A 25,088-nucleotide genomic window follows, 5' to 3' on the forward strand; every position below is an offset into this window, starting at 1 on the left:
CGTCATCGCGACTCCCGCATCCGGGCCTCGCCCTCCACGCGGAACAGGAACGACACCCAGCTCCGGAACGGTGCCCACGCCTCCGCGATCTCCGTCAGCTCCGCCTCTCCCGCGTCCGGGCAGTGGTAGGCGTCGCGCATGATCTCGTGGAGGCGGGTTTCGGCGCGGGGGAAGATGTCCGGGTGGCCGGCTCCGCGGATCAGGATCAGCTCCGCGCTGAACCGGCCGATGCCCGGCAGGCTTTGCAGCTGCTTCAGCGCCTCCTCGGCCGGCATGGCCCGCAGCGCTGCCGCCTCCAGCACGCCCTCGGCCGCCGCCTCGGCGATGGCGCGCAGGCGGGGCAGCTTCGGGCCCGGCAACCCCGGCAGGTAGTCCACCTTCGCCAACGCCGCCGGGGCCGGGAACGTCCTCAGGCTCGTTCCCCCCACGTCGACCTCCGTGCCGTGGCGCTCGGTCAGGCGACGGCGGAGGCGGACCGCCTGGGTCATCCAGATGCGGTGGCTCAGCACCGCCCAGCACGCCGCCTCGTACGGTGACGCGAACAAGACCGGGCGCAGGCCCGGGTGGATCACCTGCAGCAGCGACACCACCGGATCGCGGGCGCCCGCCCCGGCGAACGCGGTGCCGTCGATGTCCAGCGAACACATGCGCCGCACCTGCGCCACCACCGCCTCGGTGTGCTCGGGCGGGCCGTGGACCTCGACCGTGACCGCGCCGGGCGATCTCTGCCGCAGCACCGCTCCCACCGGCGTCCAGGCACCTTCGAGCGGGAACGCCACGCGGAGTGCGCCCGGCTCCGCCTCCGGTTGGCCGGCCGGGGCGAACCCGGTCAGGAACCGGGCCGCCGCGGCCAGGTCGAACTCTCCGCGGACCTCGATCTCGCCGCACCGGCGGGAAACCTCCGTCGTCGTCATCTTTTCCTCCTCGGATCGCCGTTCGGGATCTCGCCTGCGACGTTAGGAAGGACCACCGACAATTCCGGGGCTCGAACGCCTGATCCCGGTTTTCTTCACTCGATCGGGTGGCCGCCACCTTGACATACTGCCGGTATCCGAACCGGAGGGAGAGTCCGTGCCATCCAGCACCACCGCACTCCAGCGCCTCGGCGCCCTGCTCGAAACACCCGCGGCGGCCGGCGACGGCTACCTCGACCTGCTGGGTACCGCGAACCAGGCCGGGCCGCCGACCGGGCTCACGCAGCGCCTGATGCGCACGACGCTCCTGCCCCTGGTCTACGAGCAGTACTGGCGCCCAGCCCTCGGCCGGGCCCTGAAGGGACCGTTCGGGCCGAGCATGGCCGGAGAAATCCGGCTCGCGACGAAACTCCTCGAACTGCAACCCGGGTACACGGTCCTCGACGTGGCCTGCGGTACCGGGCGGTTCACCCGCGCGTTCGGTTCGGCCGTGAGCCCGGACGGCCTCGCGATCGGGCTCGACGGCGCTCGCGGCATGCTCGCCAAGGCCGTCGCCGAAGGCGGCCCCGACACCGTTGCCCACCTGCGGGCCGACGCCGTCCGCCTCCCGCTCAAGACGTCCACTGTGGACGGCGTCTGCTGCTTCGCCGCCCTCCACATGTTCGCCGAGCCGGAGACCGCGCTGGACTCCTTCGCGCGCGTCCTCAAGCCCGGCGGCCGGATCGTGCTGCTCACCAGCGCGCGGCGCGGCTGGCAACCCGCGCGAATCGCGGAGTCCGTCGGCGGGCTCCTGAGCGGCCAGAAGATGTTCGACCGCGGCGAAATCGCGGCGAGCCTGCAAGCACGCGGCTTCACGAAAATCACCGAACGGTACGCCGGCGTCACGCAGATCGTGGCGGGCCGGCTCGGCTGACCGGCCCGAACTGTCAGGGGTGCCGGTTAGCATCGCCCCATGACCCACGCCGAACCCGTCCCGCCCGACGACAGCTACCTGCGTTCCCTGGTCGAGGCCACCGCCGACGCCGTCGCGGCCGCCGAACCGCTGTCCTCGCCGCACGCCGGCGCGGACGAGGCGACGCGGGCCGAAGTGACCTCCGCGGTCGAGCGCGTTTCACCCGATCTGGTGGCGTTGAGCCAAGATCTGCACGCCCACCCCGAGGAGGGTTTCGCCGAGCACCGGTCGGTGCGCGCACTGGCCGATCTGCTGGAACGCCACGGACACGAACCGGAGATCGGCGTCGGCGGCCTCGAGACCGCGTTGCGGGTGAGCACGAAGGCGCAGGACGGCCCGCACATCGCCGTCCTGGCCGAGTACGACGCGCTGCCCGGGCTCGGGCACGCCTGCGGCCACAACGTCATCTGCACCACCGCCGCGGGCGGCTTCCTCGGCGCCGCCACCGTCGCGGCGCGGCTCGGCGGCCGCGTCAGCCTGATCGGCACTCCCGCCGAGGAGGGCGGAGGTGGCAAGGAGATCCTCGCCCGGGCCGGGGTGTTCGACGACGTCGACGCGGCGATCATGCTGCACCCGTTCAGCCACGACATCGCGCTGCACCCGTTCCTCGGCCGCCGTCAGCTGGAGATGGTCTTCCACGGCGTCGGCGCGCACGCGAGCGCCCAGCCGTTCATGGGCCGCAACGCGCTCGACGCCGCCGTCGCCGCGTACCAGGGCGTCTCGGCCCTGCGCCAGCAGCTCCCGCAGAGCGACCGCGTCCACGGCGTGTTCACCGACGGCGGTGCCCGCCCCAACGTCATCCCGGCCCGCGCCGCGCTGCTGTTCTACCTCCGGTCCCAGACCCCGGAGACGCTGCGCGACCTCGCCACCCGGATGACGTCGATCGCCGAGGGCGCGGCGGCGATGACCGGCTGCGGCGTCGAGCTGATCTGGGACGCCCAGGCGGCCTACCTGCCGATCCGGTTCAACACGGCGCTGGCCGGCCGCTGGACGGCCAACCAGGTGATCACCGGCCGCAAGCCGCTCCCGCCGGGCATCGTGCCGGAGTCGCTCACCGGCTCCACGGACCTCGGCAACATCTCCTACCGCGTCCCGTCGCTGCACCCGATGCTGGCGATCTCGGGGCCGACGGTGGCGTTGCACACCAAGGAATTCGCGGCCGCGGCCGGTTCGGGCACCGGTGACGCGGGCGTCCGCGACGGCGCGCTCGGCCTGGCCCTGACCGCCGCCGACTACCTCGGGGACGCCGGACTGCGGACGGCGGTGCACGACGAGTTCGAGGCGGCGGGAGGAGCACTGGACGTCCCGTCGTTCTTCGCCTGACGCCTGAGGATTCGCTGAGTTTTCTCAGCTGATTCTTCTCAGCAAAGCCTGAGGTGTTTCCACAGGCTGCTCACAACCACGGGCGCGAACCTTGAGCCATGACCGAGAACGAGAGTCGGCCCGGCCCCGCCTCACCCGGTGGGCACCAGCCGCACCACAGCACCCAGCAGTACGGGCCGTACGCGCAGTACGCCTACCAGCAGCAGGCCGCGCCGAACCCTCTGTTCACCCCGCAGCCGCCGCCCCCGCAGGCGCCCACGGCCCTGAAGACCAAGCCGCGCAAGGGCGGCCGGGTCGCGATGATCGTCAGCGCGACCGCACTCGGCGCCGCACTGGTCGGCGGCGTCGGCGGCGCGGCGATCGTCGGGCTCACGACGACCTCGGCGGACGGCGCCACGACGTCGGTGAGCACGCCGGCCGCGAACGGGCAGACGGTCGCCAACTCGACCACCGGTGACGTCAGCGCCGTCGCGGCGAAGGTGACGCCGAGCGTCGTCCAGATCAACGTGACGACCGCCCAAGGCGAAGCGATCGGCTCCGGCGTCATCCTCACCGCGGACGGCCGGGTCCTGACCAACGCCCACGTCGTCGACGGCGCCCAGAACGTCGTGATCACGACGTCCGACGGCAAGAAGTACCAGGCCAGCGTGGTCGGCGCGGACACCAAGGCGGACATCGCGGTGGTCCAGGCGCAGAACGCGAGCGGCTTGACGGCGGCGTCGCTGGGTGACTCGAGCAAGCTCGTCGTCGGCCAGGAAGTGGTCGCGATCGGCTCGCCGGGCGGCCTGCAGAACACCGTCACCACCGGCATCGTCAGCGCGCTGAACCGGAACCTGTCCGACATCGGGCAGGGCGAGCAGCAGCAGCGCTCGCCGTTCAGCCGTACGTCGAACCAGAGCAGCGACTCGCCCAGCTACACCGCGATCCAGACCGACGCCGCGATCAACCAGGGCAACTCCGGCGGCGCGCTGGTCGACGCGCAGGGCAACGTGATCGGCATCAACTCCGCGCTGTACAGCCCGGCGGCGTCGGCCAACGGCTCGGCGGGCAGCGTCGGGATCGGCTTCGCCATCCCGATCAACGACGCCAAGAAGATCGTCGACCAGATCGTGAACAACTAGGACGCGGACGGGCCGTGGTCGGGGCGGTCCGTCCCCCGCTTCGGGGAGCGGGAGAACACGCGAAGGCCGTTTCGAGAGTCTATCGGGGGCTCTCGAAACGGCCTTCGCGCTGCTCAGAGGCTGTAGGTGAGGGTGAAGAGGTGGTTCTTCTCCTCGTCGATCTCGATGCTCGCCGTCCCGGAGATCCCGGCCAGCTCGCCGAAGCCCGAGCCGGTGAGGATCTTCAGCGTCAGGCCGGTGTCGTCGGCCGAGTGGTGCAGGACAAAGCCACCCTTGTGGCCGTCGACCGAGACCTCGAGACGTTCGAAGGCGACGTACGCGCGCGAAGTCGCGTTGGACGCCGTCAGCATCTCGACGGTGCTCGTCCCCTCGACCGCGCCGCTGAACGTCTTGGCGATCGCCACCCGGGCGAACTCGGAGCCCCCGGCCTCGTCGGTCGCCTGCGGCTCCCACTTGTCGAGGACGAACGACGCGGTGGCAGTGCTGGTCATGACTGGTTTCCTTTCGCAGGTGGCGCCAGCCTGCCAGCCATACCTGACAGCTCGCGTCAGGTTTTTCAGCGCCTCCGGTTGCCGAACAGCCCGCGCGTGATCTCCCGGCCCAGCGCGCTCGCCGCGGACCGCATGAACGACTTCACGGCCGGGTTCTTCATGGCGGACTCGATGAACCCCGGCTCGTCCTTCCCCGGAGGCGGCGGCGCCGGAGCCGGAGCCTCGGGAGCAGCTTCCGGAGCCGGCGCGGCGGCGACCTTCGCGGCCAGCTTCTCGTAGGCCGACTCGCGGTCGATCGTCTCCCCGTACTTCGCGTGCAGGTCGGACGACACGACCGCGGCGGCGACGGCCTCGGCGCCGATCGAGCCCATCTTCGACCGCGGCGCCCGCAGCCGCGTCCACGCCACCGGCGTCGGCGCCCCGCGTTCCGACAGCACCGTCACGATGGCCTCGCCGATGCCCAGCGACGTCAACGCGGTGTCGAGCTCGTAGAACTTCGTCTTCGGGTAGGTCTTCACCGTCTTGGCCAGCGCCGCCTGGTCGTCCGGGGTGAACGCGCGCAGCGCGTGCTGAATCCGGGCGCCGAGCTGCGAAAGCACGTTGTTCGGGATGTCCGTGGGCAGCTGCGTGCAGAAGAACACGCCGACACCCTTCGAGCGGATCAGCTTCACAGTCTGCTCGATGCGCTCGAGGAACGCCTTCGACGCGTCGTTGAACAGCAGGTGGGCCTCGTCGAAGAAGAACACGAGCTTCGGCTGGTCGAGATCGCCCTCCTCGGGCAGCTCCTCGAACAGCTCGGCCAGCAGCCACATCAGGAACGTCGAGAACAACGCCGGCTTCGCCTGGAGGTTGTCCAGCTCGAGCAGCGTGACGACGCCCTTGCCGTCGGCCTGGCGCATGAGGTCGTGGACGTCCAGCTCCGGCTCACCGAAGAAGTCCTCACCACCCTGAGCCTCCAGGTTGGACAGCGACCGCAGGATCACGCCGGCCGTCGCCGCCGAGACCCCGCCGATGCCCTTGAGGTCCTCCTTGCCTTCGTCGCTGGTCAGGTGCGTGATCACCGACCGGAGGTCCTTCGTGTCCAGCAGCGCCAGGCCGCGCTGGTCGGCCCAGTGGAAGATCAGCCCGAGCGTCGACTCCTGCGTCTCGTTCAGCCCGAGCACCTTCGACAGCAGCACCGGCCCGAAACTCGTGATCGTCGCCCGGATCGGCGCGCCCTTCCCGCCGGTGCCCAGGGACAGGAACTGCACCGGAAACGCCGCCCCCGCCCAGTCGTCGCCGAGCTCCTGAGCCCGCTTCGCGACCTTGTCGTTCGCCTCCCCAGCCGCGGCCAGCCCGGACAGATCACCCTTGACGTCGGCGAGCACCACCGGCACCCCGGCCGCCGACAGCTGCTCCGAGATCAGCTGCAACGTCTTCGTCTTGCCCGTGCCGGTCGCCCCCGCCACCAGCCCGTGCCGGTTCAACGTCGCCAACGGCAACCGCACGGCCGCCGCCGCGTCCACCTGCCCGTCGACGACGACCGCACCCAGCTCCAGCGCGGCACCCTCACTCGCGTACCCAGCGGCGATCTCCCGCGCCGGCGGCTCCTGCTCGGTCACTCGCAGCTCCCCGATCGTGTGTCCTGGACCACACCGCGAGCGTAACGCGCCGTACGCGCAGGTAACGCCCTTCACATCCCCGTGTCGGGTTAGGGTCACCAGGTGACCGACCGCCTAGTCTGGATCGACTGCGAAATGACGGGGCTCGACCTCGGCAAGGAAGCGTTGATCGAAATCGCCGCCCTCGTCACCGACGCGGAACTGAACGTGCTCGGCGAAGGAGTCGACATCGTCATCCACGCCGACGAGGAAAAACTCGCCGGGATGCCCGAAGTCGTCCGCGAGATGCACGCCCACTCCGGCCTCACCGAAGAAGTCCGCCGCTCCACCGTGACCCTCGAAGAAGCCGAACGCCGCGTCCTCGACTACATCCGCGAGCACGTCCCCGAGTCGGGCACCGCCCCCCTCGCCGGCAACTCCATCGCCACCGACCGCGGCTTCATCGCCCGCGACATGCCGGCCCTCGACGCCCACCTGCACTACCGCATGGTCGACGTCTCCTCCGTCAAGGAACTCGTCCGCCGCTGGTACCCGCGCATCTACTACGCCAAGCCGGAGAAGGGCCTCGCCCACCGCGCCCTGGCCGACATCCGCGAGTCCATCGGCGAACTCGACTACTACCGGCGCGTCGCCTTCGTCCCCCAGCCCGGCCCGACCAGCGAAGAAGCCAAGGCCGCCGCCGCTGAAGTGCAGGAACACCACCAGAGGTGACCCCCTGAAAACCAGTCGAGGGCACCCGCTACGATTACTCCCAGCGAGGTGATCGCAAGCGGATCCCCTCGGCGATGGTGGGCGTAGCTCAGCTGGTAGAGCACCTGGTTGTGGTCCAGGAGGTCGCGGGTTCGAAACCCGTCGCTCACCCCAATTGCCCCAGGCTGGTCGGTTGCTTCGCAACCTTCCCTTGCCTGGGGTTTCGCCTTTTTGTGGGGGTCGAACCCCCACGCCCCCGCCGGGGGCTAGCCCCCGGACCCCCGTCCGTGTGGTCGGCCTGCGTTGCCGGGTGCGGGTTGGGGGGCGGGGTGGGGGGGGGTTGGGTTGGTCCGTTGGTGGTAACGCTCACGACTGGATGGCTCAGCGTGCGAGGTTCTCGGATGCGTTGCACCGTTTAGGGCGTGGAACGTTCAGCACCGAAGGTTCGGGGTCGTAAGAAGAAGCTGCGGTATGAGGACATCACCGTTGTCGATCGGTCGTTGCTCAAACGGGCGGTGGGGGCCGCCGCGCTGGGGAACGCCATGGAGTGGTTCGACTTCGGCGTGTATGCCTATATTGCCGACACCATTGCCGAGGTGTTCTTTCCGGCCAGTGTGTCGCCGGGGGTTCGGCTCATCGGGACCTTCGGGGCCTTCACCGCCGCCTTTTTGATGCGACCCCTTGGCGGCCTCGTGTTCGGGCCGCTGGGAGATCGGATCGGGCGGCAGAAGGTTCTCGCCGTCACCATGATCATGATGGCCATCGGCACCCTCTGTATCGGGTTGATTCCGTCGTACAGCTCGATCGGGGTCTGGTCACCCATCCTGCTGGTGGTTGCCCGGATGGTGCAGGGGTTCTCCACCGGTGGGGAGTACGGGGGCGCGACCACCTTCATCGCCGAGTACTCGCCCGACAAGCGGCGGGGATTCATGGGGTCCTGGCTCGAGTTCGGGACACTTTCGGGGTACGTGCTCGGGGCGTCCGTCGTCACCGGGATGAAGGCGTGGGTGCCGCACGAGACCCTGCTCGACTGGGGATGGCGGGTTCCGTTCCTCGTCGCCGGACCGCTCGGCGTCATCGGGCTCTACATGCGGCTCAAGCTCGAGGAGACGCCCGCGTTCCAGAAGCACGCCGAGGAGGCCGAGAAGCGGGGACGGTCCGGCGAGCCGTTCTGGAAGATGTTCACCGAGTACTGGCCGGCGCTGCTGATCTGCGTCGGGCTCGTGCTCGTGTTCAACGTCACCGACTACATGCTGCTTTCCTACATGCCGACGTACCTGTCCGAGCAGCTGCACCTCGACGCCACCCACGGGCTGCTGCTGATCATCGTCGTCATGGTCGTGATGATGCTGATCATCATGGTCGGCGGGCGCATCACCGACCACGTCGGGCGCAAGCCCGTCATGATGGCCGGCTGCATCGGGTTCCTCGTGCTGTCCTGGCCGCTGATGCTGCTCGTGCACGACGGCGGGCTCGTGCTCACCTTTCTCGGCCTGATGGGGCTCGGGTTGCTGCTGCTCTGCTTCGAGGTTTCGATGCCGGCGGCGCTGCCCGCGCTGTTCCCGACCGCCATCCGGTACGGCGCGCTGTCCATCGCGTTCAACATCTCGGTGTCGCTCTTCGGCGGCACGACACCGCTGGTCATGCAGTCGCTGATCTCCGCCACCGGGCACGACTTCTGGCCGGCCTGGTACCTGATGGCCGCCGGGGCGATCGGGGCCGTGGCCGTCTTCTTCAGCCGGGAGACCGCCAACAAGCCGCTGTGGGGGTCGGGGCCCGCGGTGGCGACGGAGGCCGAAGCGCGGGAACTCGTGCGCGACTCGGGCTAGTTCGGGGCCGTCCGCCACTCGTCCCAGGACAGCTGCCAGACGCTCCAGCCGTCGGTCGGCTCGAGCTTCGGGCCGCCGCTGTTCTGCACCGTGACGACGTCACCCTTTTTGGACGTGTCCATCAGCCACTTCGTGTTCTCGGTGGACAGGTTCAGGCAGCCGTGGCTGACGTTGCTGTGCCCCTGCTGCCGCACCGACCACGGCGCCGAGTGGTAGAAGATGCCGCTGTAGGACAGGCGGACGGCGTACTGGACGAAGGTGCTGTAGCCGCCGGGCGCGTCCTCGGGCACGCCGTAGGTGGCGGAGTTCATCGTGTAGCCGGTGTGCTCGCTCATCACGGTGTAGGTGCCGGCGGGCGTGTTGTGCCCCGGCTTGCCCATGGAGGTCGGCATGGTCCTGACCTCCTTGTCGTTGATCGTCACGGTCATCTGGTGGGTCTGGCCGTCGGCGACGGCGACGAGCTTGTCGCCGACGGTCGCGCTCGCGCCCTTGTCCTCCCGGCCGTAGCTGCCGTTGCCGAGCGCCTTGCCGTAGACGGCGGCGTCGACCTTGATCTTGGTGCCGCTCTTCCAGTAGTCCTTCGGCCGCCAGGTCACCTGCTTGTCGCCGAACCAGCGGAAGCCGCCCTCGGTGGCCGGCTCGGCGGTGACCTTCAGCGCCTTCTCGGCGGCGGCCTTGTCGGCGACGTTGCCGGTGAAGGTGAAGATCAGCGGCATCCCGACCCCGACCGTCTCGCCGTCGACGAGGTTCACGGAGACCCCGAGCTGCCGCGCGGGCTTGGCGGTGCTGAAGCTCGACTCGGCGGTGACGGGCTTGCCGTCGGAGCCGGTCGCGGTCGCGGTCAGCTTGTAGGTCTTGTTGTAACCGAGCGGCTCGGCGGAGTCCCACCCGGAGCCGTCGGCACGAGCCTTCCCGGCCACGACCTTGCCGTCGGCCCCGGTGAGGCTGACCTCGCCGACCTTCCCGTCCGCAACGGTGACACTCACCGGCTCCCCTGGCGCGACGTCCTTGGCGTCCTTACCGGGCGCAAAGGCGAGCACGGCAGGCTTCGGCGCGGGCTTGGCCACGCTGCTGGACGGAGCGGGTTGCCGCGGCGGTTCACCCGAAGGGCTACTGCTGCAGCCACCCACCGTGAGCCCGATCACCACAGCGGCCCCCAGCAGCCGCGCCCCCACGTTGGCCGAACCCCGCATGCCCACCCGCCTGTTTCGTCGTCGATGTCCAGCTCCAGTGTGCCCGACCAGCCCGGACACCGGCGCGGCAACACCGCAACCCGGGGAAGGGGACCCCCCTGAAACGGGCCTCCGAGGCGGGTGCTAATGTTTTCCACGTCGCCGAGGGAAACCTCCGGCAGACACCGGCGCCATTAGCTCAATTGGCAGAGCAGCTGGCTCTTAACCAGCGGGTTCGGGGTTCGAGTCCCTGATGGCGCACAGTCGGAAAGCAAAGCCCACCAACGGTGACCCAGGAACTGCAGGCAAACCGTTGGTGGGCTTTGCTCGTGTGTGCAGCCCGGGTGCAGTCGATGTGTCACCCCGGTTCAGTGACTGCACGTAACCAGCCGTGCCCGTGGCGAGCCACTGCGTTGCCGGGGCACCACGACCTTGTGGATCTTGGCCCCGCGCTGGTACCCGGCGCGCCGGACGAGTTCCGCCGTGGCATCCGCCGCCTGCTGCGCCAGGCAGGGCAGGACGCTGGTGTAGGTGTCCGCGGTGAGCACGATGCTGGAATGCCCGAGCAATGCCTGCACCACCCGCAGCTCGGAACCGGCCGCCAGCGACAGGGTCGCCGCACCATGCCGCAAGTCATGGAACCGGATCGGCGGCAGGCCGGCCTCGTCCACCACGACCCGGAAGGTGCGGGAGACGTAACTCGGGCTCCACGACCGGCCCTGATCATGAGAGAACACCCAATCACCGGCCGGATCATGCCGGGCGAGCCGGCGCAGTAGGGCGGTCGTTCCCCGGTCCAACGCGACGGTCCGGCAGCTGGCGTCGGTCTTCGGCAGGCACACGCCGCGGCCATCACGTTCAACCAGCTGCCGCACGACCGCCAGTGTCCGGTTCGCCAGATCGACATCGCACCACCGCAGACCGACCGCCTCTCCGCGTCGCAATCCCAGCAGGGCCGCCACGTGATACAGCGGGTATAGCTGATGATCGCAGACCTGCTCGAGGAATCTCGCGGTCTGCTCGGCCGTCCACACCGCGACAGCAGGACGTTCCCCGGTCCTGCTCCACAGCTCGACCCGGGCTTCGGTCCACACCACCGCTCGAAGCCGACGCGCCGAGGGCAACTCCACCACCGCGCCGGATTGTGCGTGATCAATCCACGCCGGATCGCGCTGTTGAGCGCGGCCCGCAGCACCTCACGAATCCGCTGCACCGTGGTCGACGACAACGGCCACGACCGCATCGCGTTCGCTCGCAACAGGGCCGTGAACGCCGCCTGCACCGTCCCAATCGTCAGCTCCGACAGCGCGAGCCCACCCAACCGAGGCTGCAGATAGTCACGGATCAGTTGCTCATACAGCCGCCGTATCGACGGTCGGAGGGCGTTCCTCTTCGCCAGCCACACATCCAGCCACTGGCCCACCGTCACCAGGGCCCGCCCGAGATCCACATCGTCACCCAGCCCCCGCGCACGTTCCGCCGCGGCTCGCGACGCAAACCCGCCGCGCTGCACCCGCCGACGACCACCGTCCCGGCCGACCGCCAGTTCAACCGCGAAATACCACCGCCCGTGACCACGCTCACCCAGCCGCGGACAACGCAACCTCACCGGCGACCATCATCCGGATTGACACAACCACACCTTTGAACACCCGCCCACCTGATCGCTTCGTCATTCTTCCTCCGGCCACAGAGCACACCAACGCATCAACGATGCGCGTGTCATGAGCGACTCTCTAGTTGGACGACGAGACGAACTGCGCGAAAGCGTCCAGCACCTGCGAGCCCGGACATCCGAGGCAAGGCGAAATGAGGTGTACCCGATACTGTCGGCCTACACCCACTCACTCGTTGCACCTGCTCGACCGGCCCAGGACGCACAGACTGTGTAATCGCCCGAGCTGCACACGGTGACTACTGTCGACGTTAGTTACGCATCAGAGCCGAGATCGCCACGCGCGATCTGGTTCGCAGGTCAGAGGCGGTCTGTCGTGACGGTCAGTCGTCACGGGTGCGGGCAAGCCCGGCTCTTCGGGGCGTCGTAGCCAAAGGGCGGATCGAAGACGCGAAAGGCGAGTTGCGGGTCAGCGAGCTGTTGATCACTGCCGGAGAATCGCCGCCAGCCGAAGATTTCTCACCTGGACCGTCGCACTTGCCTAGCATCAATCCTCGGCGATCCCAGCCTGGCCGGGTGCGGGATGCATCGAGTCGGCCACCAGGACAGCAGCCGACCCGGCGCATACCGCTGCTTCTCAAACGGTCCGGCAGCTCCGGAACGACGTCGTGGGCTTGGGGCGTGCCGGGGTCGTCGGGCGGCCGGGGCGCTGGCCCTTACGCGGCGGCCAGGACGGCCGGCGGTCGCCCAGTCGGCCGACCACACCTTGGAAATGACGGACCTTCTGCACTTGGTTCTCCTTGATCTTCAATATCCTGATCTTCCTGCTGGGGTTCTGGCAGGTCACGTCATCGTTGCAGGTGTGCGGCGCCGGGTATTCGCCGCGGTCGTGGGGCGAACATGGGTCGGACGTGGGCCGACGCGCTAGCCACCGGATGCGAAGTGGTGCGAGGATCTGGCATCGGTTCGGTCGCACCCAGTCGCCGAACAAATCTTCCCGATTGTCAAGAGGGGTAGATGGAAATCCGCCTTTTGGGCCCCTTGGTGGTCTGTGTCGACGGCCGCCAGGTCGTCATATCGTCGCCGATCGCCAAAGGCCTGCTCACTGTTCTCGTCCTCGCCCCGAACCGCACGATGCGCCACACCGAGATCGTGACCAGGCTCTGGCCGCATGACCGGGCTCCGCTCGATCGGGTCCGCGAGGCGCGGCGAGCGCTCGGCGAACGGCTGCCGGCGGTCAAGCCCAGGAACAAGAACCAGCAGTGCATGATCGACCTTTCGGATTGGTCAGTCGACTTCATCCGGTTCACGAGCGGACTGACGGAGGCGAAACGGCTCGAGGGTCACGACCGGGTGGAACGTCTGCGGAAGACCCTTGCCGAATGGCGGTCTGAGCCGCTCATGGAGGCGGATCTCGAGAAGTTCGACCTGAGTCGGGAACGCGAATACCTGGACGACCTGCACCGAGCGGCCTCTTGCGAACTCCTTCAAGCGATGTCGGACTGCGGCGATATGAAAGGGTTTCGGAACACGGCGCACGACATCGTCCGTCGTTGGCCTCATGACGTCCCGTTGCTGAGTCTGGCCACCGACGTCCTGGCCGATGCGGAATCTGGCGCCCGGGCAGGAACCTTCCTGGACAGGCACATCCAGGAGCACGGCGACCCGCACGGCCGCCTAGCCGAACTCCGGCCCCGGTTCGGGCCGCGGCCACCGACCTCGGCACCGCTCGCCGCGGTTCCGCATCAACTCCCCGGCTGCGACCCGGTGCTGGTCGGGCGGCAGGCGGAACTGGACGCCCTGAGCGAAGCACTCGTCTCGACCGACGACGGCGACACTCGTATCGCCGTGGTCTCCGGCATGGCGGGTGTGGGCAAAACCAGCCTGGTCCGCACTTGGGCCAAGGGTGTCGAGGACACCGCGTTCCCGGGAGGGACGTTGTACGCGGACCTCAACGGATTCGGTGCGCTCTTACCAGAAAACCCCGAGCAGATCCTGGCGAGGTTCCTCAGGGACCTCGACGTCGAGGCACCGACGAGCACTCTCGACGGGTTGATCACGACTTTCCGAACGGCGACCGCGGGCCGGGCGGTCCTCGTCGTGCTCGACAACGCCCGGGATTCCGCCCAGGCCAGGCCCTTGCTGCCTGGAGCCGGCTGCTCCGTCGTCGTCACCAGCCGGCTCCGGTTGGAGAGCCTGATCGCCCGAGAGGGAGCACGGCCGCTCGTTGTGCGGCCCTTGGCGCGGCCCGAAGGGGTCACCATGTTGTCCGGGTCACTGGGTGCGGACAGGATGCGCCACGCCGGGCACCTGGTCGGCGAAATCGCGGAGCTGGTGGGTGGGCTCCCTTTAGCCCTGGCCGTGGTGGCCGCGCGCCTGGCCAGGCACCCCGCCGACGCGGTTCGCTCCATCCGCGACGCACTCCGCGAGACCAAGACCAGGCTCGACGCACTTTCCCTGGGGCGCGAGCCGGACCTGGACGTCCGGGTCGCGTTGTCCTACTCCCACGACGGGCTGACCAGCGCGGCCGCCGAATTGTGGGCCGTGCTCGCGCTGCACCCCGGCCCGACGATCAGCCTGGACGCGGCCGCGGACCTGGTGGGCAGGACCTGTACCGCCGAGATCGCGGAGCTCGTCGCGGCACATCTGCTCGACGAGCCGGTCTATGAGCGGTACGCGATGCACGACCTCGTCCGTGACTACGGGCTCGAGCTCGCCGGCCTCCTTGAGCCACGTCGCATCGAGGAGGTCGCTTCGGCCGCCTTCGAGTACCTCCTTCACCACGCTTGGGCTTGCGACCGGGCGCTCGTGCCCGACCGGGAGCTGCCCATACCGACGCCGGCCAAGGGCGAGGTGGCGGTGCCGCCGAGTGCGCAGGACGCCATGAGCTGGCTGGATGCTGAGTATTCGACGATCACCGCTGCCCTGCGCGCAGCGGTCGAGAGCGGGGCCGACCAGTACACCTGGCTCTTGGCGATGACGCTGGTGACCTACCAGTGGCGCCGAAGCAAGTTCGCCGACGCCGACCGCTATCTGCGCGAAGCGGCCGAAGCGGCAGGGCGGGTCGCCGGCCCGGCTGACCAGGCAATGGTCTACCGCATGCTCGGTGGATCTCGCTGGAATATGAAGCAGTACACGCTGGCCGAAGGCGCGCAACGGCACGCCGTCCGGCTGAGCGAGCAGGCCGGCGATGAGCGCGGCCTCGCCTACGGACACCTCGGACTAGCGACCGTCTATTTGGCGCGCGGCGAGCACCCAAGTGCCCACTTCGAGTTCGAGAAGGCCCACATGCTGTTCCGACGGCTGGCCGACGAGACCGGCGAAGCCGACGCGCTCAGCGGCCTCGCGCGGGTCGCACTGGCCGAAGGCGAGCACGATCGTGCGGCGCAGGCATGTTCAGAAGCCCGGCAGCGGTTCGCCCAGGTCGGCGATGTGAACGCCGAAGCCGCCGTGATGGTGGTGCTCGGCGACGTGCACGCGGACCGCGGAGACCTGCCACGGGCCGCCGCGACCTATGACGTCGCGATCTCCGCCTACCGGTCCTTGACCCGGCGAAGCCACGAAGCTCGGACGTTGGTTCGCCTGGCCGAAGTTCTCCGGCTCGACGGCCGCCAAGACGAAGAGGAACAGGCCTTGCGCCGCGCCCGCGCGCTCTACGACGAACTCGGCGACACCGCTGCCTTCGAGCGGATCGACAACGTCCTGGCGAAGGCTCAGGAGGCGTTCCGATGACGCGCCAGCCAGTACCTGAGCACGGGGTCGGGTTCGCGGGCCGGCCGGGGTGGTTCAGCGGGGCCTGGGAGCAGCCTGGCCAGCTCTCGGGCGACTTCGTCCGCGCTCTGCGGGCGATCGGCGGGATCCCACTCGATCATGCGGAACCCCACCGCGCGCAACTCTGGCGTGAGCGCCGCGATGTCGGCGCTCAGCCGGTCCGGGAACGGCTGGCTCGGGCCGGGGAGCAGACCTGTCCTGTTGACATAGGGAAGATTCATGATCGCCAGTCTGAACAGTAGGCAACCCAGCGAAAACACATCCGACGCCTCAGTCGCCGGAGCGCCGTGCAGGACTTCCGGAGCGAGGTACCCGACGGTACCCCGAGGGTGGGCATCCACATCGCACCGAACGGTGCTGCCGAGATCGATGAGCCAGACCTGGCCGTCGGGAGCGATAAGCGTGTTCTCCGCCTTGATGTCCCGGTGGACCCACCCGCGCACATGCAACTCGCCGAGGGGGCCGCAGAGCTGGGCGATGATCGCAGCCGTACGTATGGACGAAACAGCACCCTCATTGTCCGCGAAATCCACGAGGTCGCGACCGCCGACATCCGGCATGACCAGATACTGCCGATTGGCGTGGTCACCGCCGGATCGAGCCCGGACCAGGCCCGGTACATCGTTCAACTGCTCCGCAACAGACGCCTCTTCGAGGATCTCGCTGCTGTATTCCTCGTACCCCGCCGTGCCTTCGAGGAACCGGGGCATCTGGATCTTGAGTACCAGCGCCGCCCCGGTCTCCAAGTCGCTGACCCGGTAGACCTCACCCGAGTTCCCATAACCGAGTACGCCGTCCACAACGTAGCGGCCGTCGACTACTTCGCCCGGATGAAACACCCCGGAATACTCTCACGGAAGAAGGAAGAAATGACGTCATGGCGCCCCCCGGCCGGGGTGTCCGGTGATTCCGGCCTGATCAAGGTCTCGGTCGGGATGCTCGGGCCAGCGCGGTATCGCTGCCCGGCGCGCGACGCACTGGCGGCCCGGCCGCGCTACCGGGCCGACACACCGGTGCCGCGCAAGCCAGAGGTGCTGGAGACCTTCGCGAATGGCCCGTTCATGGACGTGCTCGACCTCGTCGAGCACCAAGGAGCCACCGTCGAGGACGCCCTCGCGAGGGTTGCCAGGCGCTCGATGCACGATTCGGTACGGCAGTGGACCAACCATGCCGTCGACGGTTACCGCAAGGCGTTCCCGCCAGGTGAGGACGACGCGCTGAAGCCTCTGCGTGAGCGATGGGTCTACGAGACGGTGCTCACCCAGCCTGACCAGCGTGGAGCGCGGCAGTACCGGATCACCGTCTGGGGTCGCTGCTACCGATCCGCCGACGGCACCCTGCGTGAGGTGCGGCTGCCAGCGAACCGCCTCGACGGCCGGGCGAGGACCGACGCCGAGATCGCGGTCGCCGCGCTCGTCTTGGCGGCCGGCGGCCTGGGCACACCACCAGAGCACGTTACGATCCGTCAGTTCGGCATGCTCGACGGCCGTTCGGCCATCCTGTTCGACGGCTCGCGACAGGCCGCACTCGATCTGTACGCGGTGTCGGGCCGGACGGCGCTCGCCCAGCTCGTCGACGCCGGAGACCCCGTCGTCTACCGGCCGGGTGCTGCGTGTACGGATTGCCCGTTCGCCGCGGTGTGCCCGGAACTTCGCCGGACCCCGGGCCTCCTCGGCGTCCGAAACCGCCGGCGTCCCCGTCGGAGCTGGTCCGCCACTTCGGCGCGCAACCACGCCACCTGCCCGGCTCGTGACTACGGCCGCAGACAGCGTCTGCCCGTCGACCAGCAGGTCGAGCGCGGGCCGGCCGCCGAACGCGGGCGAGCCGTGCACCGGTACCTCGAGAACAGGCACGCTGGAACCGCGTGCCGTTGCGACACCCGGATCCCCGTGGACTGGGTACCTCCCGGTTTCAGCCTGACCGAAGAAGACCAGAAACTCGGCGCGGTGCTCCTTCGCCACCACGCGGTCGTTTGCCCGGTCCGCCACACGAGCAAGCCCGCGGACCTCCGGGTGGAACCCGACCTCGTCTTCGACGACACCGACGCCGACACGGTCGTCCTGGCCAAGCCCGACCTCCTCTATCACGACGGGACCGCCTGGGTCTGGCGCGAAGTCAAGACCTCCGCCTCGGGGCGCCGTGGGACACGACCATGGATCGAGCAGTACCCACAGCTCGCCCTCGCCACGGTCCTCGCCGCCCGCGCCGAATTCGGGCTGGGGATCGGCCGGGTCGAGCTGGAGGTGCTCCGTCCGGCGGGCGCCGACCTCTACACGCTCGACCCGAGAACGCCGGAGGTGCTCGCGCATGCCGAGGCCGTGGTACGCAAGTCCTTTAGCAGTTGGCAGAACGACGACAGCTTCGTCCCCGTGCCAGGACGCCACTGTTCCGGATGTGAAGTGGCCCAGTGGTGCACCGCAAAGGAAACGACCGAAGGTGCAGGATGACGGACGTGACGACCTTGCTCCACCACGTCGCCCGCGGCGTAAACGCTCTGTCCGATCGCGACAGTGCGGGGCCGTCGGTCCCGCCGTACCCGGACGAGAGCCAGTACGCGCTGGACTTGGTCGTCAGGGATTGCCTCGACCACGAACGCACGCCCCCGGCCGGAATACCGGAGCTCATCCGGTGGTGCACGGACCTCACGGCGCAGCACTGGCCCGCTCCATTCGGGCCTGCGTACGGAGGTCTCGCCCTAGTCGATCCGGTCCACCGCACCCGGACCCGGGCTTGCGCCGAGCTTGCCGGGCTGGCGGCCGTCGCCGACGAGATCATGACGGAGACGCTCGCCGATCTTTCCGACGGTGAGGCTGCAGAAAGGCTTCGATTCCTGCAGTCACATGTACTCGTCGGACCGGACACCCAGCGGAAGCTGTTCATGGAGAATCCCAGGGAAGCGCAGGTCGTGAAATTCGTCAAACCCCTCTACCGGCCGGCCTCGGCAGCGTGGATCGTCCGGGGCCGGGTCGCCCTGTGCGACTGTGGACTCCCCGCACGGACGGACGATCTTGCGGGTGAAGACGTGAGGTGGTGCGAGCGGGAGACCTGCCCACCAGGTGGCCGGACAGCGCAGCGATTCCCCGCTGCCCGAGTGCTTCTGCTCCATCCCGCACTCCGACTCTTTGTCACGTTACCATCCACATTGGACATTCGAGTTCTCGACGGCTTCACATCGACGGGAGTCCCGGTGCGGACGGTGGATCGCCCCACGCAACGCCGTGAAGTCTGCTTTCCCGGCAAGGATCCACTGACTTTTCGTAGCTACGACCGGCTTGTTCCGTCCGCGTTGGCCCTCGATGCCACAGCCGACGGCGTAGACGTCGCAGTGATCCCGGATGGTTCCGCGATGGCCGCGCCGGCTGCTCGTCAGGCCTTCGCGGACAACCTCCCGCCCGGTTCGCGGGTCGTTCTCGCAACCGAGAGCGAACTGCTGGCCGGCGCGCTCGAAAGGAACCCTGATGCGTGACCCCGGAGTCGTGCTCGCGCCTGTCTTGCGCGACCTCGAAGAAGCAGGCCTCCGCAAAGAGCAGGCGGCTTTGCTGTGCGATGTCGAACTGGGCCTGCTGCTCCACCAAAGAATGAATCCCGACGAGGCTGTGGGCGGGGCCTGGGTCTTGTTCTGCGGCATCCCGTACGCGCGTGGCCGTGGGCTCGCGAGCACCGAGGAGGCGATGACCGCACTTCGCTCGGCGCGCTTCACGCTCTGGACGGTGCGCCGGCGCACCGCCTGGCACGATGCCTTGGCCGCCTATCAAGAACTGGCCCGGAAGTTCCGAGCCTTCGACGTGCCGCGGCCGGACGTCCGGATCGTCCGGCTGCCAACCGAAGGCATCGCCGATGACCGGTTCGCCTCGTACGGCCGGCTGCTGGCCGCGGCGCCGCCGTTCGAGGGGCGCCCGGCGACCTTCGCCCGACGCGGGCCACACCGTTTCCAGGCCGGGCGGGCGACGGTACGCGTCGACCTGCCCGACACCGGGCACCTCCCCCGGCCTGCCGCTCACGACGTCGACCTCCGCCCGACGGGCAACGGCGAACCGATAACCGTGGTCTGGAACGACTTGATCACGACGGCGGAGAGCATGGACGCCGTCGAGTGCCACCACTGGGCGCGCCGTCTGCGTTCGGTCCGGCTCCGCACGAAGGGCGACTCGACCTTCCGCCCTGACGGCGCATTCACGATCGCGGGCATCGAGCATCTCCTCGGCATCGTCGGTGCGGGGAAGAGCACGCTGCGGGACGTGCTGACGGTGCACCTCGCCCGGCAAGGACGCCGGATCACCGTCGTGGTCGGGGATGTCGCCGAAACCCTGGCGCTGGTCAGGCTCTACAACGTGTACACCGGCGGCAAGGCGGCACCTGTCCTCGGCGCGTCCGGAAAGGAACGGCACGCGCAGCGCATGCACCGCAGGCTCACCGGTCGCGGTGAGGCGAACGTCCTCGCCCACGACGACGCCGGGTTCGGGTACCTCAGCACCTCGTGCACGGTGAACGCCCTCATCGGCGACCCGGACGACGTCCTCGCGTTCAACCAGGCGCCATGTACTCGCCTGCACCGTCGCACCGTTCGGTCCGACGCCAAACGGGAGTGGTCGACGGTGCCGGTGACGTGCCCGTACTGGGCGGGGTGCCCGCGGCACCGCGGTGCGCACGAGCTGGTCTCGGCCACCATCTGGGTTTCGACCCCGGCCGGTCTGGTGGACGCCTCGGTGCCGCGGCCGCAGAACGCCGAGAAGATCCGCTACCTCGAGGCCGCCTGCCGGCGCAGCGACTTGGTGATCATCGACGAAGCCGACCGCGTGCAGATGCAGCTCGACCGGATGTTCGCCCCCGCGGTCGCCCTCGTCGGCGGCTCGGACAGCAGGTCGCTGCTCGACGATCTGGTCAGCCACAAGAACCGGGAGTTGTTCGAGGGCGCCCGCACGCAGCTGTCCCACCACGACGTCGAGGACTGGACTGCTGCGGTGAACACGATCACGACGACGACCGACAGGTTGTACGCGATGCTGGTCGCCGACCGAGGCCTCCGCGACTGGGTACGCACGGGCTACTTCAGCGCCTGGACCTTGCAGCTCCGGTTGATCGAGGAACGCTACCCCGACGATATGGTCGACGCGAACGAGCCCCGTCGACAGCTCACGGAACTGCTCGACGACTTCCGTGACAACCCGTTCGGGGATCGCGCGGGAGCCACCAACCAGGAGCTCACGGCGCTGGTCAACGAACTGCTCACCACCGGGCGCCAGCCTGCGACCCGGCGGAAACTAAGCGACTTCCTGGTGAAGTTGTTCGACCTGCCCTCGAAGCTGTCCGAGTTGCAACTGGCCTACGACGAGGATCAAGGGCGACCCGGGCCGGCAGGACGCCGACACAAGCCAGCACCGGATCCCGCGGATTGGCTGGACGAGAAACGGCGCCAGTTCGAGTTTACCCTGCTGCTCTCTGCGCTAGAACCGAAGTTGGCCCTGATGAACGCGATGTGGCCGCGGGTGGAATCAGTTCTGAAACTGGGCTTCAACGACATGTACCAGCGGCCGCCGGACTACGGCCCGATCGTCCCGGAAGCGCCGATGGGGAACGTGCTGGGCTTCCAGTTCATCGTGGACGGACCGCCGAGGCACGGAGTTCAGAGCGGAGAGCTGCGCTACTTCCGGTGCAGCGGGATCGGACGGGAGCTGCTCCGTGCGCTGCCAGAGCTTCCCCTGGTGGACGGCCGTCCTGGTACCAACGTGCTCTTGATGTCGGGGAGCAGCTGGGCGGGCAGCTCCAGCCGCTACCACGTGCCGGTGCCCGTCGGCACCATCCTGCTCCCGGAGGAAGAACACGTCGAAGCCGTGGTCGACGGTACCGAAATGCGCTTCGAATTCCTCCGGAGCGGACGCGGCACCGAAGCGCTGCAGCTGTCCGGCGCCGGTCTCGACCAGCGACCGGACGTCCTGAGCCGGATGGTGACGCGTCTGGGTGAGCACGACCACGACGGCAGCATTTTGGAGCGTGAGCTTCGCCGCTGGCCGGATGCCCGGCGGAGGATCCTCCTGCTGGTCGGCAGCTATGAGGAAGCCGAACGGGCGGCCAACGCACTGCACACCCTGAGCCCGCGGTGGCGGGGGCGGGTACTGCGGCTCGTGTCGGACGACGTCGACGTCACCATCGGAAGCGACGACGAAATGCAGGCGCCTGTTCTGCGCCGCGGCGATGTCGACACCCTTCGCCACACCGATGCGGAAGTGCTCGTGGCACCGCTGCTCGCCGTCGAGCGCGGGCACAACATCCTGAACGACGACAAGGTCGCCGCCATCGGCAGCGTCTTCTTCCTGGCTCGGCCCAACCCCCGACCCGACGATCTGGGGCTCGCCGTCCACACGGTGAACGACTGGCTGGTGCGGTTCGCCGATACCGCCGAGTTCGCCGAACGGCTGAGCGAAGCGGCAGATCTGGACGAAGGTGCCCTCGCACTCCGCAAAGAGGCACGAAGTCGCTGGTACCGGGCCCTCGCCCGATCGCTCGCCTGGACCTCGCTGGGGTCTGACCGCGATTCGGTGACGTGGGACTTGCTGGTGCTCATCTGGCAGGTCATCGGCAGGCTGGTGCGCGGCGGGGTGCCCGCCCGGGTCGTGTTCGTCGACGCCGCGTTCGCCCCGGAAACAGCCGCGGGAAGGCCCGCCGACGAGACGCCCGAGACCAGCCTGCTGCACAACATCCACGCCGTGTTGACGCCCTACCTGACACCGGACTCCGCTGTGCCAGCCCACGACCGCTACATCGTCGACGCACTCTATCGGCCGCTCTGGGCGGCGCTGGACCGTCTCCTCAACGACAGGAACCCGGAATGCACTCCTTGATCACGCCATGCGCGTACGAGCCCGATCCCAGCGCCGGCCCGTGGGTTGAAGACTTCCACGTAACGACATTCGCCGAGCAGTGGCGAAGCGAGCTGACCGACCTGTGCGCGCTGGGCTGGCGCAGCCGGGATCCGTTCGCCGGGCTGCCCATCCGGAAACTCGACGGCCTTCTTCGCGCCGTGGCGCCGGGAGTACTCGCGACCGGACGCGGCGCCGCTGCCGACAGCACCGTGCCGTGGCTCTACGCACGCGAGCCGCTCCCGGCTGACGTCGTCCTCCCCGCGTTCCTGAGCTGGGTCGCCGCGCTCCGGCCCGAGACCGAGCACCAAGCCGCTACCCGCCGCGTGCTCGACGCCGTCCGGCAGAACGAACCGGAGTGGTCAACGTCTGCGGTGGACCTGTCCGGCACCGACATCTCCCCGGGCGGGACGGCGTCACCCCATCAACGGCTCTACGCACTGCTGCCGGAACTGCTGGCGCTGCGCCTGGCAGAACGTCCTTTCCGTGCCGAGGGGCAGGATACGGACATGTGGTTTCGGGCGGTCCGGCTCGAGCACGGGGCCGAGCTCGTGTCGTGGCCTCCTCAGGCATTCCGGAATAACGGCCAGGACCACCACTACTCGGCTCGGTTGCGGATCACGCTCCACACAGTCCCGTTCGCGCCCTCGTTCCGGGTGCACGTGTCGTCGGGAATCCGCCGGTGGGCGACCCGCACCCCGGTCTGGATTCCGCGCGGTCGCGGCGCCACTGTCCTGTTCGACCTGCCGTTCCCCTGGGACGAAGAGACCGGGAAGCGCCGTGTCCGGCTCGTCGGCAATGCGATGAAGTTCTCCCCTTCCGACGGGCGCTGTATGTGGCGAGGCCAGAGCCCCATGGAGATCATCGACGATCTCGACATCGTCCGGCGGTTCCCGAAACCCGACGACCTCATCGCGAACCCGCGCGCCTGGTTGGACGGACAAGGTGACGTCACCGCGGCGGTGGTCCACAGCACCATGATGGGAAAGCACACGATCGGTTCCGGCCTGATGCCCGGGGAACGGGCTCACCTCGACAAGTGGGTCGAGGCCGGGCTTCGTCCGTGGCTCCGCCGGGTGCCATCGCTGACCCGCGCGTTCCGCGTCACCAAGCCAGTCATGCTCCCGAAGGTGCCAAGAAAGGACACTGCTCGACGTGCGACGGTCGAAATGCGAGCGGTATCCGCACGGAGGGCCACGCTGCGCGCTGCGTTGGCGGGAGCGCCACTGCACGTCGACATCGTCACCGTCTACCCGGAGACCCGCGAGCATCTGCTGCGTCAGCTTGCCGAGTTGCTCGGGGTGACTGATCTCGGCGAAGGCAACCTACGCCGCTGGTCCGTGGATGGCCTCGACGTCGACCTCGTGCTGTCCGAGTCCGGTTCTCTCGCCACGGCGCTGAAAGCCCCGCCGGACGCGCAGGACAAAGGCACCGGAGCCGATGAGGCCCACCGCGCACGACGAGCGTCCGTCGCCGCGCGGTTTCCTCTTCGCACGGGACGGCCAGGCCTCGCCTTGGTCGAGATCCCCGGTCCCGATCGATTCACCAGCCCCGGAACAGACCCGAAGTTCGCCTTGCGCCTCGGGTTCGCGGACACCGGGCGGCTCTCCCAGTTCATCAAGATCGCCGAGGACGATGCCGACGATCAAGCGATCCGTGCCGACGCCGCGTGCCGAGACGGGCTCCGCCAGCTCGGCGCCTCGTCCGCGCCAGCGCACCGGGCAGGAACGGGAGTTCCGCAGCAACTCCAGTACGTCGCATTGTGGGTGGCGCGCAAACAGGCCACCGCACAGACGAAGCGCGCCAGTCGGCACCTCGTCGCGGTGCGAATCCGGCCCGCCGACCCGGAACATCCGGTCCGGGCCTGGGACGACCGAACGCAGGACTGGATTCCCTACGCTGATTTCCTCGTCTCGCTCGCGGCCGGCTCAGATGCCGAAACCAACGATCTGTGGCGGCCTCCGACGGCCGAGGACGAGCGCGCCGACGTGGAACGGCGCGTGCGCGCCATTCTCTTCCAGGTCCGGGACCGGCCGACACTCCTGATGGCAAACGCCGGAAACATGCGGGACTCGTGGCGGTGGCTGAGCAATCGCACCCTGGTGCGGGACATGCTCGGCTTCGCGAGAGAACCGGATCAACGATTGGGCACTTTCGGCGAGCACCTGCGGATTGTCCTGCTACGCGACCGCAACGGCAGGGACGAGGTCCCGCAGTGGTATGCGCCGGGGAAGGACAACGACACGCCCGGCTTCGGCACCGGTCTCTGGGCGTCGCCGGATGCTTTGCCGGACAATCGGGTATTCGCGAGCACGGCCGACGTTCCCAGCACCTTTCCCAAGATTGCCCGTGGGCTCCGCAAGCTCGGCCGGGAGCCTGGCCGGGCTCCCTCGGCCAGGGTGACGGCGTGGAACCCGCAGTACCTTGAATTGACCGTCCTGGGTTGCACATCGCAGGACACCCCAGTGACGTGGGCAGCGATCACCCACCAAATGAGGTTCCATGACGACTACGTCCCGCTGTCACGTCCACTGCCGCTGCATCTGGCAAAGCTCGCAGCAGAGCAGTACCTGAATCCGCAGTCTGCGGAAAGAGATTCGCCAGAATGACGACGTGTGGTTGTCGCCGGTCAGCACTGCGGCGACAACCACACAGGCAAAGTCGAATTGCTACCCTTTCTTAATTGCGGCGGGCACCTGGCCTCCGACACCACCTTGTCCATCAGGTGATGATCATGCAAGCACGCACACTT

Annotated in this window: 16 protein-coding genes and 2 tRNA genes; 12 read left to right on the forward strand and 6 right to left on the reverse strand. The window is 68.6% G+C overall.

Annotated elements, in window-relative coordinates:
* Positions 1–2: 2 nt before the first annotated feature.
* Positions 3–914, reverse strand: a complete 912-nt coding sequence (locus tag ABZW17_RS08125) for a DNA-3-methyladenine glycosylase 2 family protein (protein ID WP_354810932.1) — start codon at positions 912–914, stop codon at positions 3–5.
* Between the two features lie 157 nt (positions 915–1,071).
* On the opposite strand from ABZW17_RS08125, the gene ABZW17_RS08130 reads away from it, so the two are divergent.
* The 3 genes from ABZW17_RS08130 to ABZW17_RS08140 all read left to right on the forward strand — a co-directional run bounded on the left by ABZW17_RS08130 (position 1,072) and on the right by ABZW17_RS08140 (position 4,310).
* On the forward strand, positions 1,072–1,827 hold the full coding sequence (locus ABZW17_RS08130) for a methyltransferase domain-containing protein (RefSeq protein WP_354810934.1): 756 nt from the start codon (positions 1,072–1,074) through the stop codon (positions 1,825–1,827).
* Between the two features lie 39 nt (positions 1,828–1,866).
* Entirely contained in the window at positions 1,867–3,189 is a 1,323-nt protein-coding gene (locus ABZW17_RS08135) for a M20 family metallopeptidase (protein WP_354810936.1), read from the forward strand.
* A gap of 98 nt (positions 3,190–3,287) precedes the next feature.
* The gene (locus ABZW17_RS08140) at positions 3,288–4,310 is read left to right on the forward strand and encodes a trypsin-like peptidase domain-containing protein (protein ID WP_354810938.1); all 1,023 of its coding nucleotides are present in this window, start codon (positions 3,288–3,290) and stop codon (positions 4,308–4,310) included.
* A 113-nt stretch (positions 4,311–4,423) separates the two neighbouring features.
* On the opposite strand, the gene ABZW17_RS08145 is transcribed toward ABZW17_RS08140, so the two are convergent.
* Positions 4,424–4,801 carry a DUF3224 domain-containing protein gene (locus ABZW17_RS08145; protein WP_354810940.1) on the reverse strand — a complete coding sequence of 126 codons (378 nt, stop codon included), beginning with the start codon at positions 4,799–4,801 and terminating at the stop codon, positions 4,424–4,426.
* Positions 4,802–4,866: 65 nt separating this feature from the next.
* Positions 4,867–6,402 (reverse strand): helicase HerA-like domain-containing protein, encoded by a 1,536-nt coding sequence (locus ABZW17_RS08150; RefSeq protein WP_354810942.1) that lies wholly within the window; start codon positions 6,400–6,402, stop codon positions 4,867–4,869.
* A gap of 102 nt (positions 6,403–6,504) precedes the next feature.
* On the opposite strand from ABZW17_RS08150, the gene orn reads away from it, so the two are divergent.
* From orn to proP, 3 genes are all read left to right on the forward strand, one after another.
* Complete coding sequence (gene orn, locus ABZW17_RS08155) at positions 6,505–7,113, forward strand: oligoribonuclease (RefSeq protein WP_003060996.1); 609 nt, start codon at positions 6,505–6,507, stop codon at positions 7,111–7,113.
* A gap of 77 nt (positions 7,114–7,190) precedes the next feature.
* Positions 7,191–7,266: transfer RNA gene (locus ABZW17_RS08160), tRNA-His, on the forward strand.
* 248 nt (positions 7,267–7,514) lie between these two features.
* Positions 7,515–8,921, forward strand: coding sequence for a glycine betaine/L-proline transporter ProP (gene proP, locus ABZW17_RS08165; protein ID WP_354810944.1), 1,407 nt, complete (start codon positions 7,515–7,517; stop codon positions 8,919–8,921).
* Here the strand turns inward: proP and ABZW17_RS08170 are convergent.
* Positions 8,918–10,114, reverse strand: a complete 1,197-nt coding sequence (locus tag ABZW17_RS08170) for an Ig-like domain-containing protein (protein ID WP_354810946.1) — start codon at positions 10,112–10,114, stop codon at positions 8,918–8,920. The two genes, proP and ABZW17_RS08170, sit on opposite strands and share 4 nt — an antisense overlap.
* A 167-nt stretch (positions 10,115–10,281) precedes the next feature.
* Between ABZW17_RS08170 and ABZW17_RS08175 the strand changes: the two genes are divergently transcribed.
* Positions 10,282–10,354 (forward strand) — tRNA-Lys (locus ABZW17_RS08175).
* A gap of 107 nt (positions 10,355–10,461) precedes the next feature.
* On the opposite strand, the gene ABZW17_RS08180 is transcribed toward ABZW17_RS08175, so the two are convergent.
* Entirely contained in the window at positions 10,462–11,226 is a 765-nt protein-coding gene (locus ABZW17_RS08180) for a site-specific integrase (protein WP_354810948.1), read from the reverse strand.
* A gap of 1,499 nt (positions 11,227–12,725) precedes the next feature.
* Between ABZW17_RS08180 and ABZW17_RS08185 the strand changes: the two genes are divergently transcribed.
* The gene (locus ABZW17_RS08185) at positions 12,726–15,440 is read left to right on the forward strand and encodes a tetratricopeptide repeat protein (protein WP_354810950.1); all 2,715 of its coding nucleotides are present in this window, start codon (positions 12,726–12,728) and stop codon (positions 15,438–15,440) included.
* Here the strand turns inward: ABZW17_RS08185 and ABZW17_RS08190 are convergent.
* Positions 15,422–16,318: a serine/threonine-protein kinase gene (locus ABZW17_RS08190; RefSeq protein ID WP_354810952.1), complete on the reverse strand. Its 897-nt coding sequence runs from the start codon at positions 16,316–16,318 to the stop codon at positions 15,422–15,424. The genes ABZW17_RS08185 and ABZW17_RS08190 overlap by 19 nt on opposite strands.
* A gap of 30 nt (positions 16,319–16,348) precedes the next feature.
* Here ABZW17_RS08190 and ABZW17_RS08195 point away from each other — a divergent pair, with 30 nt between their 5' ends.
* Genes ABZW17_RS08195 through ABZW17_RS08210 form a run of 4 tightly spaced genes read left to right on the forward strand, consistent with a single transcriptional unit; the run spans position 16,349 to position 24,945 of the window.
* A complete protein-coding gene (locus tag ABZW17_RS08195; protein ID WP_354810954.1) occupies positions 16,349–17,926 on the forward strand; it encodes a PD-(D/E)XK nuclease family protein in 1,578 nt (525 codons plus the stop codon).
* Positions 17,923–18,945 carry a hypothetical protein gene (locus ABZW17_RS08200; protein WP_354810956.1) on the forward strand — a complete coding sequence of 341 codons (1,023 nt, stop codon included), beginning with the start codon at positions 17,923–17,925 and terminating at the stop codon, positions 18,943–18,945. The genes ABZW17_RS08195 and ABZW17_RS08200 overlap by 4 nt, the downstream gene beginning before the upstream one ends.
* Positions 18,938–22,318 (forward strand): hypothetical protein, encoded by a 3,381-nt coding sequence (locus ABZW17_RS08205; protein WP_354810958.1) that lies wholly within the window; start codon positions 18,938–18,940, stop codon positions 22,316–22,318. Before ABZW17_RS08200 ends, ABZW17_RS08205 begins: the two co-directional genes overlap by 8 nt.
* Positions 22,306–24,945 (forward strand): DUF3962 domain-containing protein, encoded by a 2,640-nt coding sequence (locus ABZW17_RS08210; protein ID WP_354810960.1) that lies wholly within the window; start codon positions 22,306–22,308, stop codon positions 24,943–24,945. Before ABZW17_RS08205 ends, ABZW17_RS08210 begins: the two co-directional genes overlap by 13 nt.
* Positions 24,946–25,088 lie beyond the last annotated feature (143 nt).

Origin of the sequence: Amycolatopsis sp. NPDC004625, from assembly GCF_040609695.1 — a bacterium.
GTDB lineage: Bacteria > Actinomycetota > Actinomycetes > Mycobacteriales > Pseudonocardiaceae > Amycolatopsis.